Annotated in this window: 19 protein-coding genes and 4 pseudogenes; 8 read left to right on the plus strand and 15 right to left on the minus strand. The window is 47.6% G+C overall.

All coding sequences use genetic code 11. The features are described from left to right. Positions 1-12: 12 nt before the first annotated feature. From HEP82_RS16555 to HEP82_RS16605, 11 genes are all read right to left on the minus strand, one after another. The gene (locus HEP82_RS16555; RefSeq protein WP_050570885.1) at positions 13-252 is read right to left on the minus strand and encodes a ParE family toxin-like protein; all 240 of its coding nucleotides are present in this window, start codon (positions 250-252) and stop codon (positions 13-15) included. Between the two features lies 1 nt (position 253). Continuing rightward, a complete protein-coding gene (locus HEP82_RS16560; RefSeq protein ID WP_038913058.1) occupies positions 254-829 on the minus strand; it encodes a DUF2857 domain-containing protein in 576 nt (191 codons plus the stop codon). A gap of 81 nt (positions 830-910) precedes the next feature. Further along, positions 911-1,660: a DUF2786 domain-containing protein gene (locus HEP82_RS16565; RefSeq protein ID WP_192459102.1), complete on the minus strand. Its 750-nt coding sequence runs from the start codon at positions 1,658-1,660 to the stop codon at positions 911-913. After that, positions 1,653-1,901, minus strand: a complete 249-nt coding sequence (locus tag HEP82_RS16570) for a TraR/DksA C4-type zinc finger protein (protein ID WP_038913055.1) — start codon at positions 1,899-1,901, stop codon at positions 1,653-1,655. The genes HEP82_RS16565 and HEP82_RS16570 overlap by 8 nt, the downstream gene beginning before the upstream one ends. After that, positions 1,891-3,651: a ParB family protein gene (locus tag HEP82_RS16575; protein ID WP_225622519.1), complete on the minus strand. Its 1,761-nt coding sequence runs from the start codon at positions 3,649-3,651 to the stop codon at positions 1,891-1,893. The genes HEP82_RS16570 and HEP82_RS16575 overlap by 11 nt, the downstream gene beginning before the upstream one ends. Then, positions 3,648-4,976, minus strand: a complete 1,329-nt coding sequence (gene dnaB-PI / locus HEP82_RS16580; protein ID WP_038914980.1) for an SPI-7-type island replicative DNA helicase — start codon at positions 4,974-4,976, stop codon at positions 3,648-3,650. The genes HEP82_RS16575 and dnaB-PI overlap by 4 nt, the downstream gene beginning before the upstream one ends. A 28-nt stretch (positions 4,977-5,004) precedes the next feature. Next, on the minus strand, positions 5,005-5,415 hold the full coding sequence (locus tag HEP82_RS16585) for a hypothetical protein (protein WP_192459103.1): 411 nt from the start codon (positions 5,413-5,415) through the stop codon (positions 5,005-5,007). Then, complete coding sequence (locus HEP82_RS16590; protein ID WP_192459104.1) at positions 5,412-5,783, minus strand: hypothetical protein; 372 nt, start codon at positions 5,781-5,783, stop codon at positions 5,412-5,414. Before HEP82_RS16590 ends, HEP82_RS16585 begins: the two co-directional genes overlap by 4 nt. Beyond that, entirely contained in the window at positions 5,767-6,792 is a 1,026-nt protein-coding gene (locus HEP82_RS16595; RefSeq protein ID WP_192459105.1) for a hypothetical protein, read from the minus strand. Before HEP82_RS16595 ends, HEP82_RS16590 begins: the two co-directional genes overlap by 17 nt. After that, on the minus strand, positions 6,785-7,672 hold the full coding sequence (locus HEP82_RS16600; protein WP_038913050.1) for a ParA family protein: 888 nt from the start codon (positions 7,670-7,672) through the stop codon (positions 6,785-6,787). Before HEP82_RS16600 ends, HEP82_RS16595 begins: the two co-directional genes overlap by 8 nt. A 164-nt stretch (positions 7,673-7,836) precedes the next feature. Beyond that, positions 7,837-8,094: a helix-turn-helix domain-containing protein gene (locus HEP82_RS16605; protein WP_192459126.1), complete on the minus strand. Its 258-nt coding sequence runs from the start codon at positions 8,092-8,094 to the stop codon at positions 7,837-7,839. Between the two features lie 120 nt (positions 8,095-8,214). Here HEP82_RS16605 and HEP82_RS16610 point away from each other — a divergent pair, with 120 nt between their 5' ends. The 4 genes from HEP82_RS16610 to HEP82_RS16625 all read left to right on the plus strand — a co-directional run bounded on the left by HEP82_RS16610 (position 8,215) and on the right by HEP82_RS16625 (position 11,014). Beyond that, positions 8,215-8,475 carry a helix-turn-helix domain-containing protein gene (locus tag HEP82_RS16610; protein ID WP_012883609.1) on the plus strand — a complete coding sequence of 87 codons (261 nt, stop codon included), beginning with the start codon at positions 8,215-8,217 and terminating at the stop codon, positions 8,473-8,475. Positions 8,476-8,578: 103 nt separating this feature from the next. Continuing rightward, positions 8,579-8,839, plus strand: a complete 261-nt coding sequence (locus HEP82_RS16615; protein ID WP_192459106.1) for a helix-turn-helix domain-containing protein — start codon at positions 8,579-8,581, stop codon at positions 8,837-8,839. 125 nt (positions 8,840-8,964) lie between these two features. After that, the gene (locus tag HEP82_RS16620; RefSeq protein WP_192459107.1) at positions 8,965-10,458 is read left to right on the plus strand and encodes an AAA family ATPase; all 1,494 of its coding nucleotides are present in this window, start codon (positions 8,965-8,967) and stop codon (positions 10,456-10,458) included. Beyond that, positions 10,451-11,014, plus strand: coding sequence for a hypothetical protein (locus HEP82_RS16625; RefSeq protein WP_192459108.1), 564 nt, complete (start codon positions 10,451-10,453; stop codon positions 11,012-11,014). The genes HEP82_RS16620 and HEP82_RS16625 overlap by 8 nt, the downstream gene beginning before the upstream one ends. Positions 11,015-11,082: 68 nt before the next feature. Here the strand turns inward: HEP82_RS16625 and HEP82_RS16630 are convergent. Next, positions 11,083-11,319 (minus strand): annotated as a pseudogene (locus tag HEP82_RS16630) (Fic family protein); the annotation flags it as partial. A 522-nt stretch (positions 11,320-11,841) separates the two neighbouring features. Between HEP82_RS16630 and HEP82_RS16635 the strand changes: the two are divergent. Next, positions 11,842-13,087: pseudogene (locus HEP82_RS16635) on the plus strand (tyrosine-type recombinase/integrase). A 140-nt stretch (positions 13,088-13,227) separates the two neighbouring features. On the opposite strand, the gene HEP82_RS16640 reads toward HEP82_RS16635, so the two are convergent. Further along, positions 13,228-13,416 (minus strand): hypothetical protein, encoded by a 189-nt coding sequence (locus HEP82_RS16640; RefSeq protein ID WP_033111580.1) that lies wholly within the window; start codon positions 13,414-13,416, stop codon positions 13,228-13,230. 122 nt (positions 13,417-13,538) lie between these two features. On the opposite strand from HEP82_RS16640, the gene HEP82_RS16645 reads away from it, so the two are divergent. Beyond that, positions 13,539-13,889 (plus strand): hypothetical protein, encoded by a 351-nt coding sequence (locus HEP82_RS16645; RefSeq protein WP_015855074.1) that lies wholly within the window; start codon positions 13,539-13,541, stop codon positions 13,887-13,889. Positions 13,890-14,788: 899 nt separating this feature from the next. Continuing rightward, a pseudogene (gene mobC / locus HEP82_RS16650) lies at positions 14,789-15,499 on the plus strand (MobC family replication-relaxation protein); the annotation flags it as partial. A gap of 16 nt (positions 15,500-15,515) precedes the next feature. Here the strand turns inward: mobC and HEP82_RS16655 are convergent. Together HEP82_RS16655 and HEP82_RS20000 are read right to left on the minus strand one after the other, a co-directional pair. Then, a protein-coding gene (locus HEP82_RS16655; protein ID WP_192459109.1) for an IS3 family transposase occupies positions 15,516-16,627 on the minus strand; the annotation gives its coding sequence in 2 pieces (ribosomal slippage) (positions 15,516-16,366 and positions 16,366-16,627; 1,113 coding nt in all). Between the two features lie 155 nt (positions 16,628-16,782). After that, positions 16,783-17,112: pseudogene (locus tag HEP82_RS20000) on the minus strand (transposase); the annotation flags it as partial. Between the two features lie 64 nt (positions 17,113-17,176). Between HEP82_RS20000 and HEP82_RS20005 the strand changes: the two are divergent. Beyond that, a complete protein-coding gene (locus HEP82_RS20005) occupies positions 17,177-17,416 on the plus strand; it encodes an HTH-like domain-containing protein (RefSeq protein WP_225622520.1) in 240 nt (79 codons plus the stop codon). The last annotated feature ends 30 nt before the right edge of the window (positions 17,417-17,446 follow it).

Raw genomic sequence — 17,446 nt, forward strand, 5'->3', positions numbered from 1 at the left:
TGGCCCCACTGGTTACTTATTGATTTCACGGTTATATGTCGCATGTTGCAGCAGGTACCATTTACGGCCCCCGTCTTTGCTCAACAGTCGCCAGAATGGGCCGATATCGATTTTCAGATATCCCCGCTCAGGTAAACGCTTGCAGAATCCACGTTCGCCTGTATAGAACCGCTCTAGCAGACCTGTCGCTTTGTTCTGCGTACAAGGAGGAACAGGCAACCCCCGAGGCATGACGTCAAATGTCATTTCCATATCATGACGGCTCCTTGTTCCTGGCACGGGCCTCCCGACAGAACACCTGCACCCTGATCCATACCGCCGTCAGAGATATGTTGTTCTGCTCAGCAGCCAGCATCATGACATCCAGTGCCTCGAGCGAATCAGCGTTCGACAATCCCGACTTCTGCCATACATGCCATATTGCCGCATCTGTTGCCTCATCAGGTGATTGTGTGCGCCCCTGCCGGGTCTCGATGCCGTGTAAACGACGACGCGCGGATACCTCAGCAGTCGTCATCCCAAAATAAGCCTGCATCATTTCAATCGACCCGCCGAGAGCAAGAGCGCGATCGATGCGATGCATCCTTTTTTGCTCGTTCCGCGCCTGATTCATCATTAAGTGAAGATTTTCATGGTTAACTTCAAAATTCAGAACCGATACATGACTGTTCATCAAGTAATGCAGGTCATCGACGGTCAATTGGTTCAGCATTCTGATTTCCTCAGCTGTCAGCCCCAGTGACTCACAGCGGCGGACGTTGCCGCTCTTGAGCTCCATTAATATGTGAGTTAGCAGGGAGTTAGTTGCCTGCGACAAATTTTGGCTCATGACTGGAGACCTCCCATCAGGTAAATAACTGAAACCCATGCCATTACGCATGCACCCAAAAGAACGTAATCCCCCCATTCTCTATTCGCCATGGGAACCTCCAGGAAGGCAAATACCGTTAGGAGATGAAGATGAATCCGCTTTATTAATGGCCTGATTCAGTTCGGCATTACGCCCGGCAAGATAACCAGCTAATTTGGCACGCCGATCCCCCCGACATGCCCTTGCCTGCCGGGACGTAACCTGACGAAATTCACCATCACACCGCCTGTTCAGCCAGCGCTGCAGCAAAAGATCATGTTGTTGTGGGTGTGCAAAGGACTCCAGAACGACCCAGACGCCGCTGATGTAGCCCTCGCGGAATTGATCTGCCCGGTTGCGGCGTGTCTGCAACTTCAATCGGCTCTGACTTTTCATGTGTGTTGCTGTTGCGTGACGTAACTGACGGCAGAGCACAGCAAAGATGTAAACCGCAATCTCAGGCCGCTGTTCAAATCCATAGAAATGCAGGCTGCGTCGCTGCCGTCGGTGGCCATTGCTGCCTGTTACGGTATACGAGTCAAACCAACACCGGCATTCTGTTGCCATGCAAACGACTGAGGCCAGACCATGTAACCATGCTGGCAACGTGTGAGCATTGCTTGGCAACTGGCGATACTCACGCTCATTGATTGCGTCAATCGACAGATCATCATCCGTGATACCGTGTCGCTGCATCAGTTTCTGGGCCAGCCGTAATGCCCGTCCAGACTCATGAGCGTTGTTGTTACGGCTGCCGAGTGCCATCAACTTGCGAATACGCGAGCGAATCTGCGACAAATCATTAGCCATGCTGCCTCCCTTTACCGGTACCAACATGCTGATGGAATTCGAGCACCGACTGGCATCCAACACACAGCCTGACCCCATTGATAGCCTTCCGGCGTGCTTCAGGGATGTCATTGCCACACTCTTCGCACTGCATCAGCGACGGCCCGGTCACTGCTGCCTGTGAACGTATTTTATTGAGACTGATATCCAGGAGTTGTTGTGTCACTGCCTGGGCCAGCTCGTCATCAATATCATGAGACATGGTCAGTACCCTCCTGAACAGAAACAGCGCGTTGCAATTCACGCAGACGGCGGATTACGCGGATGAGACGCATCAGTTTGACGACAGCCACATCGTTAAATACCGGACTGTCTCCTTTCTTTTCTGACCCTGTCAGCCATAACGTAAATGCGAACAGATTGAATGCCTCATTACCGTCATCATTCCCGGTGAGGCCATTAAGAAATGCAGGAAAAGCGCTAGAGCTGATGGAATGAACGGCATACCCAACGCTGTGCTCACTGCGGTCATCAGAAATGCAATCCGCGCAACCCATCATTTCTGCCATCTCATATGCCAGTCGATAAGCCATGTCCTGCAGATGCTCGATATCGTCCTGCAGTGCGGAGATGTGCCAGATATCAGTAACAGGTTCCAACCCGACTGCTGCAAATGCCAGAGATGCCTCACCAGCAGAGGCAGAGCACTCAGGTTCGCCAATCGCAGACACCAGCTCCCCTGACAACACAGGATCCCCGCCATACATATCTGGCTGAAGCTCCACTCGCGGAAGTGATTGCAGACCAGCGACGTCGGAGGACAGAACCCGCTCTGTCGTCGCAACACCATGCATCGGCATGGGTGGAACAGCCATCGTGGTCTGTTCTTCTTCCTGCATTACCGTTCCTGATGCTGACGATGCAGGCTCGGGTGGCGTATTCTGAATCAGTGTTCCCGAACGTAATCCAGCACTCTGTTGGCGTTCTGATTCTTGGGGAGGGATAACATTAACTTTTTTAGAGTCAGGAGCTTCTGTTTTGGAGCTAGGTGCCCCTGTTTCTTGTGGTTGAACCGGCGGTGTAAACGCCGGTGGCTCACCAAATAATGCGCGCCGCTGCTGCTCGGCAGGATCCAGTTCAATCAGCCACCTGTCGTAATTCAGAGAAGGATGCGGCAAGGCCTGTAATAATTGCCCGATGAACTCATCGCGAAACATTTCCAGCGAATACGTGTCAAGGTTGTCAAAGCTGACACATGCGCGCGCAAATGCATCATGGAACGAAAATTGAGGGGAAACATTCTCAGCAGACGAAAACATCTGCCATGTTTTTTCTGCCGCTGAGCGCAAATTAAGTAAAGACAATACCTGCAGTCTGGGTAAACCTGCATCTAACAAATTAGGCAAATGTGGATACAGATGCCTAATCGTATCCTCCATCCGGCTGATTGTAGAATAGTGAACCGGGTATCCCTCCTGGTTCAGCAGGTCAGACAATTCGCGTAATGTAACCGAACGGCCCAGCTCCGTTTCCCAAATTGTACGGGCATTATGAATGCCAAAGGCTTTTTCTATATATGTGAGATCTCCCCTGACCTCATTTTCGGCAAGATGCCCAATCACACATTGCAAACGACCGGGCCAGGGCTTGAAAACAACGTGAATACGGTAAAACCGCTCGTCACCTGTTTCCTGCCACAGCTCACACAGGATTTGGTACCGTGTATTACCACCATCACTGAAAATGTATTCACCAGCACCTTCAGGATCACGCGTAACTTTCGGCAGCGAATCGAGCCCTCTTGCCCTGATTGAGGCTTTAATTTCGTCATACCGGGGATTACGTGACGTACGTGGGTTGTCGGGGTTTGGGCGCAACTGGTCCAGCGTCAACAACATCGGCATCTCAGAAACTGGCAGAACCGACACACCGTTATCAGCTGGTTCGTGGGCACCTTGCAGCATTGCATCTCCCAGCGCCAGTGAACGGATAGATTTAGTGCCTTTCATCATCGACCTCCTCGCTCAGCGAATGAGGCGTAACGAGCGTTAAATTCCAACGTAACTGTTGCCAGCGGCCCGTTACGTTGCTTGCCGATGATGATCTCAGCCTGCCCTTTATTCGGTGTATCCGGTTCGTAGACCTCTTCGCGATGGACAAACATGATGAGATCGGCGTCCTGCTCAATAGAGCCACCATCGCGCAGATCACTATTATTCGGCCGTTTATCACTGCGTTGTTGCAGCAGACGATTCAACTGAGAAAGAGCGACGAGTGGTACTCCAAACTGTTTAGCGATGCCTTTCAGGGAACGCGTAATGTCCGCAATTTCCTGGGTCCGGTTTTCGTGACCCGGGCTCTTCATCAGTTGCAAGTAATCAAGCAGAATCAAACTTGGCTTACCGTATTTGCGGATATAACGTCGGCAACGTGCCCGCAGTAATGACGGCGTCAAATCTGAATTATCATCGATGACCAGACGATCGCCCCATTCTGTAATCTGCGCCATCGCCCCAGAGATTTTTGCCCAGTCTTCATCATCCATTTGACCAGACCGCAGACGCTGGAACTCCACGCGAGCCAGTGATGACATCATGCGCATCAGCAGCTGCTCGGTGGCCATCTCGAGGCTAAAGATAAAAACAGGCCGATCAGGCACGCGCTCCAGAGCACGCGCTGAGATATCCATACCGAATGCCGTTTTACCCATGGACGGACGGCCAGCAAGGATTATCAGATCAGTGGGCTGTAACCCACAGGTTGCAGCATCCAGTTCGGCAAACCCGGTAGGCGTACCAGTCACACCATCCAGCGACTGATTATTACGCTCAAGGATAGCGAGTACACGATCCATACCGTCATGAAGATTCATTTCCCTGGATGGATTTTGCCGCTCGGCAATCTCAAATAACGCCTTCTCTGCGCCTTCAGCCAACTCGCTAATATCACTCCTCGGCGACATCGCATCAGCACTCAGAGAACGCCCCAACATAACAAGTTGTCGTGCCACAGAACGATTTCTGACGATATCAGCATACGCATCGATGTTTGCCGCGCTGGGGGTGTTTTTCGCCATTTCCGCCAGGTAAGCAAACCCGCCGACACTGTCAATAGCCGCACTACCGTGGCTCTCCAGATAATCTGTCAGGGTGATCAGGTCGATGGGCCGGTTCATTTCGATCAGGCGTTGCATTTCAGTAAACACACGCTGATGAGCCGGATGATAAAAATCAGTGGCCGAAACCCGTTCAGTCACACTATCCCAGCGGTGGTTATCAATCATCAAACCACCTAATACCGCTTGCTCAGCGTCCGTCGCCTGAGGCAATTGTGACATCTCAATGTCGCCACGACTTGCAGTGGATTTAGCCATGAGCAGCCTCCAGAGCCGGGTGGCAATCCATAAAGGCACTGACCAGACGTCGATGATTTCTGGGGCTGACCAGCATCAGTGGCCAGTCGTTGAGTGATGGATAAATCGGGCCTTGTAACGAGCAGCCAATCTCAAACAGTTGACGTTCGAACACAGGACCGTGATACGCGGGTGGAACACCATTGTCATCGCTGGTGATCGACTGCCGATGCAGGTCGGTTTCGGAGCTGAGGTTGTAATAATCAATAGCTGATGCTGGGACGCCCCAAACCGCAGTCAGCAATTTCCTCAGATGCTCAGCCGGTGACTGGTGAGATGCCGCATCAATATCGAAGAACACAAGTTTTTCGCAACTCTCGTAGCGGTCCGTGCAAAAACAAACAGCGCGATAGAGGAGTTTCATCGGCCACCCTCCTGCACAAAAAACGGCGCTGAACCAACATTAAAACCATGTAGATTCATGGCCTTACATTCAACTATGTAAACTTCTGAAAAGGGTGCCGGACTCAATGTTGCCAGGGATATACTCCCTGGAACTGGATGTGCATTTTCTGATCGATGAGTTCGCCAACCGCGATCAGATGCCCATACCAGTGATTTCATATTCACGAACATACAAGGAAAAAAATGAATACAAACAAACAACATGAGTCCGACATTGAATCGATTAAAAAATACTCCATGCAGTTTTTTTTGTTGAAAAACAATAGCGTCGTTATTGCCAATAACATCGACAATCCCTTCCCGCCAGTTCTTATTGAGTCGGATCATCCGTTTCCTCCTCTGCATCAGGGTGAATGGATTGAACTGGATTCAACGGGGCAAAACGGCCCAGTCCCGATGATTTTTCAGGTTCAGGCTGTTCTTCACTCTGTGAAGCGGAATGTAAATGAGGGCCAGAAAACATCTCTCCCTGAATACGGTCAACTTGTGGCGTCCTGGCATACTGACGTGCTGGTAACGAAAGTAGAGTCGGTTCCCACTGAATTGACTTCATGGCTAGTGGCCAACCGTATTGCAAAGATACGGTCCTAAGTAATTCAGCGAAAATAGAAGCGGCATGAAGAAGAAAATCCGTCGAAAGCGAACTGGACTGTAACTCAGGTAGTTTCCGCTCTACCCACTCATTTAATGCTGCTTCACTGTTGCAATATATCCATCGCAGCAAGAGCAGTGGCGGTTGAAACTGATCTAACGTCCTGAGCAATTTTGATTGGACAAAATAATTGAACACCGCTTCTTTCCCGAAGCGGTGCAGGATCATCGCTATCCCAAAATCACTACTGATATATTTAGCCGCACTAAATGCATGTTTATTTTGGTAATACATGATGGACATCAGCGATGCCCATAAATTATCGTCAAAACAGATATTCTGGCTCTCATACGTACACACTCGATTCAGTGTTACGTCATCACGATCGTCTTTTGCCCTGGCCAGGGCGCAAATAAGCGTGTGCATATCTTTTTGCAGCAGGGAAACTGCTGCTTTTCTGTAGCATTCACCATCTTTTTTAATCGCCGCATGGTGTAGTGGGTACCAGACCTCCAGGAACCAGGTGCGTAATGCTTCCGGTTCTGCGGTACTGAGGATTGAGACTCCATCTTCCAACCTGTAAGTCAGAAGCAAACGGTTATGAACCGCACTTCCATACTCGCTCAGCTGAATTTCCGCGCCTTTCCAGTAAATCCTGCCGTCATTACTGTTACAAACTGACTCAACCACGAACCGCAATTCATCCAGTGACTCTTGTGTCAGCAAAGAAGGAAAATTAAGCATTACCCACCTCCTCGGCACCGGTTCGGTTCCGTAACACGGAATCGAATCTCTCTTTCCACTCAGGAAAAAGCTCGCAGGCAAGCGAGTGGATCGTTACCGCCGCAGCTGGGCTTTTGCGGTCTGTCTTATATTCGAGCCGGTGGACAGGCTGCCCCAGAGCATGTCCACGTTTGTAGACTTCCAACTGGTCTATCTTGGTCTGTAAAACAGAAACAGCGATATGCTCCGGCTGAGGGTATTTTTTCTGCTCGATAATCTGGGTCAGTTCGTCGAGGGTGGCTTTGTCGAGCGATGTGTTTTCAATGCAGTTGGTCAGAATCTTGATAGAAGGCACTTTTATGCCGTACGCCTGTAATGCCAGCAAACGCGATATCAGGCGAACTGTACCGCGCATAAATTCGCGCACATCAGGCAGGATGGGTTTGATAACCCCCAGCACGCTCTCAGTTGCCGCCAGAACGACCAGTTCAACCATTACACCGGCGGCACCTTTACTATCAATGATGATGACATCGTACTTCTGAAAACTCGGGTGCTGCAGGATATTACGCAGCCGCATCCGGCCATCAGGCGCGTGCAACATCGCGTTAGATAAACGATCGTCTGGATCGTTGGAGATGATCAAATCGAGGTTCTTGATAACTGTACGAGATATCACAGTATCGGGCTGCCCAAGATCAGCAGTCTGCATCAGCAATTCAAACAAACCGTACGGTGCTTCATACTCCAGCGCATAGATGCTACTGGCAGTTGGCTGTGAATAGTCGCCATCAATGAGGAGGGTTATAAGGCCGGCATCAGCAAGGAAACCTGCCAGATTGGCCGCTTGGGTGGACTTACCCTCGCCGCCTTTGGTGGAGATAACTGGGATTACATGCATTTTTACACACCTAACAATGAGTTAAGCGTGTACTGTCAAGCCACATGAAATGGACTCAGGGATTGAAAATCCCCGTGTCCTTGGTTCGATTCCGAGTCCGGCACCACTTATTCAGAAAAACCAGCCTACGGGCTGGTTTTTTGCTTTTGGGAAACAGAGTTCAATTATCTACGAAGGGACAATTGTGCCTCCCCTTCCCCATGATTTTGGCTCATATCCTGATAGCGTGACGGCCAGATATCCTCCGGCTGCTTTCCCAATGCATCAGCAATTAATCTCTCACCTTTCGGCCAATGTCTTATCAATGCGTTAGCGAGTGTTGAAGACGCCAATCCAGATGCTCTTGATACCGCCGCCAGTGTTGTTCCCCGCTTTCTTAACCCGGCGATGATATCAGCCGGGTGCCAGTCCTTATCAATCATCGCCATGATCCTTATTCTGTAGCCTCACATTAAACATCATTTGTTCAGAGAGTCTAAACAACCACGATGTTAAGTAATGCTAAACACTAAGTCAATCTATGATCATTGATGGTGTAATGAATGCTGCCTGCTCGTCTCAAAACTGCCCGACTACGGGCTGATCTCACTCAGGAAAAATTGGGAGTTCTTGCTGGCATCGAGGAAGAAACTGCACGTTCCCGCGTATCTCAATATGAAGGTGGGATACATCGTCCAACATTTGAAATGATGTGCGCATTTGCAAAGGTGCTTAATGTGCCGGAATGTTACTTTTATACGGTAAACGATGATTTTGCTGACATGATTCTGGAGCTTTACCTTAAACATCAGCGCCATTCCTGATGAATGCAAATAAGTTCCCCTCTCTATTGTTCAGGAAGTCTAAGCAACCCTCATGTAAAGTAGTGCTAAACATGCTATCAATATTCTTATTGATGGTGCCATTATGCTGCCCATTCGCCTTAAAACCGCTCGCCTACGAGCAAATCTCACTCAGGAAAAGTTGGGCGTACTGGCGGGTATTGAAGAAGCCACCGCACGATCACGCATATCCCAGTATGAAAGCGGAATACATCGTCCAACATTTGAAATGATGTGCGCGTTTGCTAAGGTGCTTAATGTGCCGGAGTGTTATTTTTATACGGTTGATGATGATTTTGCTGAAGTAATACTGAGAACCTATAAACAGTGGTCAGGCAATCTTTAGTATTGCCAAATATAGAAAGCATAGATCATAGTATGAAAAGATAATATTTTTTAAGAGAATATATGGGCCTAATAATAAAATTCACAACATTTACAACAATCCAAATAAGTATTTAAGGAGTTTTAATGAAAATTGGACTTAGAAATTTTGGACCTATAAGAGAGTTTGACATTGATCTTAAAAAAGACTTTCATTTACTTATTGGTCAAAACAGCATCGGGAAATCTTACGCCATCACTGCGATATATTTAATTATAAAGAATTTATTAGAAATTAGAAATATGAGGAATTTTTCATATTTTGCTTTTATAGAAGAAGTGATGACTAGCAATGAATACTCGATAATAAATCGGACAGATAAAATTAAAAATTTTCTTTCATCAGAAAGTCAAAAGGAAATGAATATTTCTGACTCACTTAATTCAGACCTTAAGTATTTTTTTGAAAAAACTTTTTTAAGAGAGTTGTCTAACTCACTAATTAATACTTTCTCTTCACTATCTAACGTAAAAAACAAATTCTCATTAGAAGATGAGACTTTAATCATACTTTCCATACCATATATCTGTGAAATAACTTGCAAGGTGAACGAGAATGATATTTCTATAGAATCAATCATTAGTGATGATAAAGTACTACTTAAGAAATCTAAAAGAGCAAGAAGCAATCATTATGGAAATGAAATATCTTTATATATCAAGGATGATGTAGCTATCAATGAGCAATTGATGCAGTTTAAAGAAAATTACTTAAGTCTTTTTCGAGTAGATTTTAGCGTATTAATAAAACATTTAACAGATCAAATTTCTGGCGTACATTACCTTCCTGCTAGTCGTTCTGGTTTATATCAGGCTCTAAGTGCTTTTGGTCAAATTATAGCGGAACTATCCAGAAACCGTTCATTTTTGAGCAAGAAAATTGAATTACCAGGAATATCTGAACCTGTAAGTGATTATTTCATTAAACTTTCTGACATAAGAGTTTCAAAGAAAAATTTTGAAGAAAAGAAATTAAACCTTATCGCCAAGGAAATAGAGGACTATATCTTAGGTGGTGTAGTTGAATTCAATCCAAACACAAAGCAATTAATGTTTTCACCAAAGAGAACAAAGCTTAAGCTGGAATTGTCATCTACATCATCAATGGTTTCGGAGCTAGCCCCGATAGTTTCATACTTACGTTATGTGCTAACAAAACCTCTGCCAGTAGTCAAAACCAAAAATGATGCGACCCAACAACAAAAATCCTTAGTTATGATTGAAGAACCAGAAGCCCATTTGGGCCCTGAGGTTCAAATAAAGTTAACGGAAATATTTGAAAAATTAGTTGGCGCAAATATCAAGCTAATAATCACAACACATAGCAATTTTATTTTCAACAAGGTTAACAACTTAATTATTAAGAAAAAAGCCAGCTATTCAGATGATGGTTTTAGTAAAGATAATGTTAATTCCATGGTGTTTAAAAACACTGACCATGGTAGTGTTGCAGTCCCTATGGATACTGATGAATTTGGCATATCTGATAATAACTTTATTGAACCTACAGAGTCTTTATTTGAAGAAAAAATGAGTCTATTTTCTCAAATAGAAAAAAATGAGGATGATCGCCATGATTAATGGGATTCATTCTGAGCCTTTACTTAGGGTACTACATAGAGACACTATCGAAGAGAATGGTGTAAACATAATTATCGATGAAGAATTTTATGATGAAAATGGAAAGCTAAAGTCTGATATCATAGCTAATCTTTCTATTGACTCCTACTATAACTCCCTAGGATTAGGTACTACCCCTCCATCTCCTGATAATCTAGTGGTTATTAAGCGTGGTGAGAAAAAGTATTGTATATACATTGTGGAGTTAAAAAACGTAACAAGAACAAGCACACTAAAAGCAAATAACATAAAGAAAAAATTTGATACTGCAATAAACGATTTCATGAATGAAAGATTCTCAGATGTATTTAATAAATCTGACACAAAAATCACAGATATAACACTTTGGTTAGTATGCAATAGATTTGATTTTATTGACAGTGAAATAAGCGAAGAAGACTACCTTAAGCGTATCCGAGGTAGTGTAATAGAATCTCTTCTTTTAGCTAAACCTTGGGTATTTAGAAATAAAATTGCAAAACTTGACCTTATGCTCAGTGGAAAAGAGATAATTTGATAAATAATATTTTGAGATATCAATTATATTGTCAGCTTTACACCACCTCCTTGAGAGGTGGTGATTATTCCTTCGACTTTGCTTTCCACATAGTCGGCAAGCGTGGTGTGGTTTCCCTCAATCCTCGCAGAGCCCAGACTCTCCAGCATGTGGAAAACGGCTTTCAGTTGCGCAAACAGGATAGGGTGAACATCCGTTTCCAGCCTCAGATGCCGGAGGATCTCCAGTTCCGTCAGCGCATCGACCAAAGGGGAGTCAAAGCTGGGGTTAAGAAGCGAAAGTTCAAAGTGATTAAATTGAGCCATGATATGTAGTTATCTCAAATCGAGCATGAGAACATCTCAAAATAATAGCAAAAATACCAATATAATCCATATATTATAAATCACACTATTTATGATTATCTCAAAAATCACAAATCCGACATATCAAGTCTACGTTTGAAAGATGTTCAATGCAGAGAGGAACAGGCCATTGCCAGCATGGGAGATGAAGCCACGTTTTTAGCGCCGTTAACCGCAAAACGCCAATTCATCGTGACAACCCTCACAAAACCAAATCGATCTTTTATGGGGGCCTAAGTGGGGGCGCTGTTTGGTCTCTTTACCAATAAAACCAATAACAAACAGCATATTAATCACCGATACGATTCCGAGTCCGGCACCACCTTTCCTTTTTTATGCCTCCCTATAAATCCCTATGTTGTTGCGATTTAATCAGTTAGCGTGAAAATCTTCTCCGATGCGTTTTGATTTATCCCTTAGTATCGGGGAATTTGTGGGTCAGATTGCGGGTCATTCAGTTCGATGAACGGGAGTGACCCTCATATGTTAACTGACAGCAAAGTCCGATCCGCGAAACCTCTCGCAAAATCTTACAAGCTCACCGATTCGCAAGACCTGTATCTCACGATATCTACCAGCGGCGCTAAGCTATAGTATTTCCGCTATCGCTTCGGCGGTAAAGAAAACCGTCTGGCCTTCGGCCCCTACCCTCAGACTACGCTAGCGGAAGCCCGTGAAAAGCGCGATGCGGCGCGTAAGTTGCTGGCATCAGGGCTCAACCCTTCTCAGCTTCGTAAATCGAACAACCCCGCCGTTGAGGAATCCCGCACCTTTCAGTCTGTCACAATGGCGTGGCACACCAGCAGCCTCAAGCTCTGGTCGGACGCGCACGCCGATAAAATCCTCATCTGCCTGAAACGCTACGTTTTCCCCGCCATTGGCGCGATGGATATCGCGCAGGTTGAAACCCGCCATCTGGCGCAGTTGGTTAAGGCGATTGACGATAAAGGCGTGCATGACATCGCCGGACGGGTGCGCCAGCATCTGACCAAAATCATGCGCCATGCCGTACAGCAGGGCGTCATCAAATACAATCCGGCTTACGATTTGGACGGCATCGTGACCCAACATCATCCCGCCCTACCGCTAAAACACCTGCCTGAACTGCTGGAGAAGATGGAAAGCTACAAAGGCCGGATGCTGACCCGTCTGGCGCTGGAGCTGAATCTGCATGTTTTCCTGCGCTCCAGTGAACTCCGTTTTGCCCGCTGGGATGAATTCAACCTCAAAGCGCATATCTGGGGCGTCCCCGCCCAGCGCGAAGCGGTAAACGGCGTGCGGTTCTCAGAGCGTGGCGCAAATGAAAGATGAACATCTGGTGCCGCTGTCACGGCAGGCGGTCGCCCTGCTGAAACAGATTCGGGCACATTCCGGCGAATCGGTCTTCGTTTTTCCGGGCGCACATACCCTGAACAAGCCGATGAGTGAGAACACCATTAACAAAGCGCTGCGCGTGATTGGCTACGACACCCAAACCGAAATCTGCGGCCATGGTTTCAGAACCATGGCCTGTAGCGCGCTGAACGAGTCCGGACGCTGGTCAAAATACGCCATTGAGCGGCAGATGAGCCACAAAGAGCGCAACGGCGTGCGGGCTGCCTACGTGCATAAAGCGGAGCATCTGGAAGCCAGAATCGAAATGATGCAGTGGTGGTCAGATTATCTGGACGCCAACCGCGAGGGCTACGTCGCACCATATATTTATGCGCGGAGTTATACGGCTGGCTAACGCGCTGCGCTTGTTGGCTCCTGACGGGATTTCTATGTGATAGAAAACCCGTCAGGAGCGTTGTCGTAAAACCATCCGGGCATACTGCCAAACGTCTTTTGCTACGCTAGGATTTGCGACATCGACGGCCCCAATCACCGTTAACCTTTGGGTTCGATGCCTCGGGTCTGGAGTTCTTTGCGCAGAATACGCTTTATCCATGTAGCCAATGTCTTGTCGCCATCCTTGTGGGCTTGTTCTTCCAATTGCGCCCGAAACTCGTGGGACAGTCGAATCTGATACTGGTCTGTTTTTGACTTTTCACTTGACATTGTAATTACAAATTCCATAGCATGGCCTTGTTGTAATTACACCGCAATTACACGGTATTTTGCAACGATAAAGAGCGAAGCCCGGCAGTGCTAGGAACACTCACCGGGCTTCTGACCACAACATTAAGGAGACTAATGCTATGGCTGACACCGATAGTAACACGGGCCCGTCTTATCAATCACTGCCGGATTGCGAGAGCCTGTATTCCGCCATGAATGCCGCGCTGGCTCGTCTGGATTTTTCAAACATGGACGATGACGAACTCTCGCAGGTGGCAGAGTATTGCGCCGAAACCAGCGCCGGGCTGTGTCATTGCCTGAATTTTATTGGCGATGCGCTGATTACCTTTGCTGATAATGACGTGTGCGAATCCACGCCGGAAAGTTTATGCCAGTTGGGGCATGGGCTAAATGCCATCAGCTTACTCATCCCGGCGCTTAACGATATGCACAGACGCGCACACGCACCGACCCGCCCGATAAGCCTCTGAACCTGCACCTGATTAAAGCTCTGCCGTGAGTGACTCACGGTCAGAGCTTTTTTGCTGCCATAACTGAATCCCCCTAATTCTTGATATTCGATATTGAGTTGTTTGCAGGCATCCTCCCTTTTCCCCGATAGCCTTCTCTACCGGCTGATTTCAGTAGAGAAGACATGCCAGCACGTTTTATTTTCGCAACACTGACAGCGCTCAACAGGCCATCCAGGCACGACGCAGGACGCGACGGGTTTAGGCGGGTGGGTGCCTGCGCCCCGCGGGCATTCAACCGTGGCGTGAGGCGAGTAAATGCCATTTCGCAGAAAGGGGGCATTTACGTCGCCCGAACCCACCGGCGAGCGTTCCCCCCCAAGGGGAACCGAGCAGGCCGGGGGGAGCCGAATAAATTTTGCCGCCCCAGCGAGCAAAAAGACGCGCCCACGCGTCGGTTTATTTGGGGGGCTTCAGCCCCGCACACCGTCGCGGCTAAGTCTCCGGCCACCAGCCGGTAGCGAGGTGCGACTACCCGCTTTGAAGGCGTTTTCCCATTTTTTCGCTGACCGGAACGGGCAAAAGAAAAAGTGGGCTAAAAACGGCGTCTCAAAGGGGGTAGTCGCGCGTAGCGCGCGACGGTGTGCCGCTGTTGACGTTGGGGGTTTTGGCGTGGCGTCCAGCCGCGACATTACCCCCATGTGCCAGGCAATAAGGGCGTCCAGCCCGCATGAACTGGCGCACGCCGTTCTGTGCCGGGAAATGTATTTCCCGGCGCATGGCTGCGAAGCAGGCACCGCACTCGCCTCACGCTGTCGGCGCATCGCATGGACCCATGTCATTCACAGAAATCTGAGCCGATGCCATGAGGCGATAAAGCTTAAAGAGAGAACAACCCGGTAACATGCGAAGGAGGAACCATGCTGATTTCCGATTACCGTAAACGCCGCGAACGTCATTGCGAAAAGATCCGGATACTGCTCAATTTTCTGAAAGAAGAAATCTGGAGCGACTTTAAAACGCTGATGCTGCTTTTTGATTATAAAAATCACAAGCCGCTTTATCTGTTGCTGGCAAAGGCCATCGACATGGGATTCATTCAAAAGCAGACGTTTTGCACAAGGATGGAGAAAATCTCACTGTGGGGGATCACCAACGACGGATTAGCCGTTGTCGTCACACCCCATGAGGATGGCTTTCCTGCATGGTTCGAGCCTTCGAAAGTCACTGGCTGGATGCTGGATCAGCATCTTGATAACCAGCTCGCACGGATCATTCTGGAAAAGAAAGGCGCTTATGGGTGGATCAGCGGTGCTGATTCAACATTCCGCAGCCGCTATGAGGTATATCATCGCCCGGCCGGGGTGATAACGTTACCAGACGGAACCGTCATCGCCGTTGAGACTGAGCGCCGTCTGAAAACTAAAGCCCGTTATCAGGCGATTATCACCAGCCATTTGCTGGCCCGCACTCAACAACACTGGATGTACGTTTTCTATATCGTGCCCAACCCGCAGATGAAGCGGGCTATCGAACTGCTGTTCAATAGCGTGAAATACGCCATCGTTAACCGTCAACACATCCGGCTGGAAACGAAGCACCGCCATGTTTTTCGGGTTTATACGTTTGAGTGTAAGCACACCCGTTTTAGTTCCATGCACTTTTTGAGATATCCGGTTTTTCAGTCATCAGCTGGTATTCTTCTGGCGTCAGGTTATTCAGGGATTCATGAGGCCGCTCGCTGTTGTATTCCGTCAGCCAGCGCTCTGTGATTTCCCGTGCTTCATTCAGTGTTCTGAACAGATAAAAATCCAGTATCTCTGTCCGGTATGTCCGGTTAAAACGTTCGATGAAGGCATTTTGTGTGGGTTTTCCCGGTTTGATAAATTCCAGCATCACGCCATGCTCTTCAGCCCACTGCGCCAGAGTCAGTGATATTAGCTCTGGGCCGTTGTCCATCCGCAGTTTCAGCGGATAACCACGGTTTGCCACGATCCTGTCCAATACCCTGACCACCCGCTGCGCCGGGATATTCAGGTCGATTTCTATCGCGAGAGCCTCGCGGTTAAAGTCATCTACCACATTAAAGGTCCGAAAGCGCCTGCCACAGACCAGCGCATCATGCATAAAATCTATCGACCAGCTCTGGTTAAGTGCTTCCGGCGTCACCAGCGGTGCGGGGTTACGCACCGGCAGACGTTGCTTTCCCTTACGGCGAAAATTCAGTTTCAGCAGGCAGTAAATCCGGTGAACTCTTTTATGGTTCCAGATATTGCCCTGCCTGCGAAGCACCTGAAAAAGCTTTTTAAATCCATATCGCGGATAGCGTTCAGCTGCTGCGGTCAGTGCCATAATCACCGGCTCATCACGTTGCGTATCCGGCTGATAACGAAATACCGTCCTGCTCAGCGATAACGTCCTGCATGCCTGGCGTATGCTCATCGTAAACTGCGCGGTCAGATAACTGACAAGCTCACGCTTTATCGCGGGTTTTAAAGCTTTTTTTCGATGACGTCTTTTAATGCCCGATTCTCAAGGCTCAGATCGGCAAACATCTGTTTCAGACGCCGGTTTTCGTCCTCCAGCTCTTTCATCTTTTTGATATCAGAGGCTTCCATACCGCCAAACTTCGCTTTCCAGTTGTAATACGAAGCCTCGGATATTCCCGCTTCGCGGCAAACGTCTTTGACGGTCCGTCCGGCTTCAACGGACTTCAAAACGGCGATGATCTGGTGTTCGGTGAATCGGGCTTTGCGCATGGCGATCTCCTCAAGGGACATAATCAGTATGTCGGAAGATCTCTAAAAGTGAATGGTTCGGTTTACCGGGATACTTACATGAGGAGTTGAAGGGGTTGGCGTTAAGTTTTGGCTAATTGCTGAATAAGCACCTAGAGTATAAATAACTTGGCACATTACTGCTCTACTTTGGCCAGAACTTGTTGATTGCCAGATAATGGCGAAATGGCATTCATACACTGTTTTACCCGGTCTAGTAACAGCCACATGCATCGGCACTGATGGTTTCGTGTAACGATAACTACAGCCGCTCTATTGGATTCAGCCACGACGAATACGTGGGCAGGAACAACAATTTGAACTTGGTGTTTTTCCAACCAACGCTCCACTTTGTGGTTTTTATGGATGATGTAATTATCCACCACTAACGTGATGATTTTTGTTCGCCGGTATGCACGCCGCAATCCTGCTAACAGGCTGATAAAGAGATCAGAATTCTTACTGTTATCTCTTGAATTCCATATATAATCTATATAGATTATATAAATTATATACAATAGGCTACTCGCTATGGATGATCAGACTATTTTCAATAAAATCCGGGAAGCTCTAGAATGTGCTCCGAGGAATCATTATACGCTCGAACTGCATCTTCAAATGCTTAAATACGCTGATGATCTTAACCACATAACCGCAAAAGAGTTCTGTGAGGGAGTTGGCATTAGAGAAAGTCTTGGAACTGAATTTTCTAAGATGCGTAATCTTACTCCGAGATTGAAAGCTGCTGGTTTAATAACAGATCTAATTTGACCAGAATAAAAAGCAAAAAGGTAATCAGCA

Origin of the sequence: Musicola keenii (assembly GCF_014855505.1) — a bacterium.
Taxonomy (GTDB): domain Bacteria; phylum Pseudomonadota; class Gammaproteobacteria; order Enterobacterales; family Enterobacteriaceae; genus Musicola; species Musicola paradisiaca.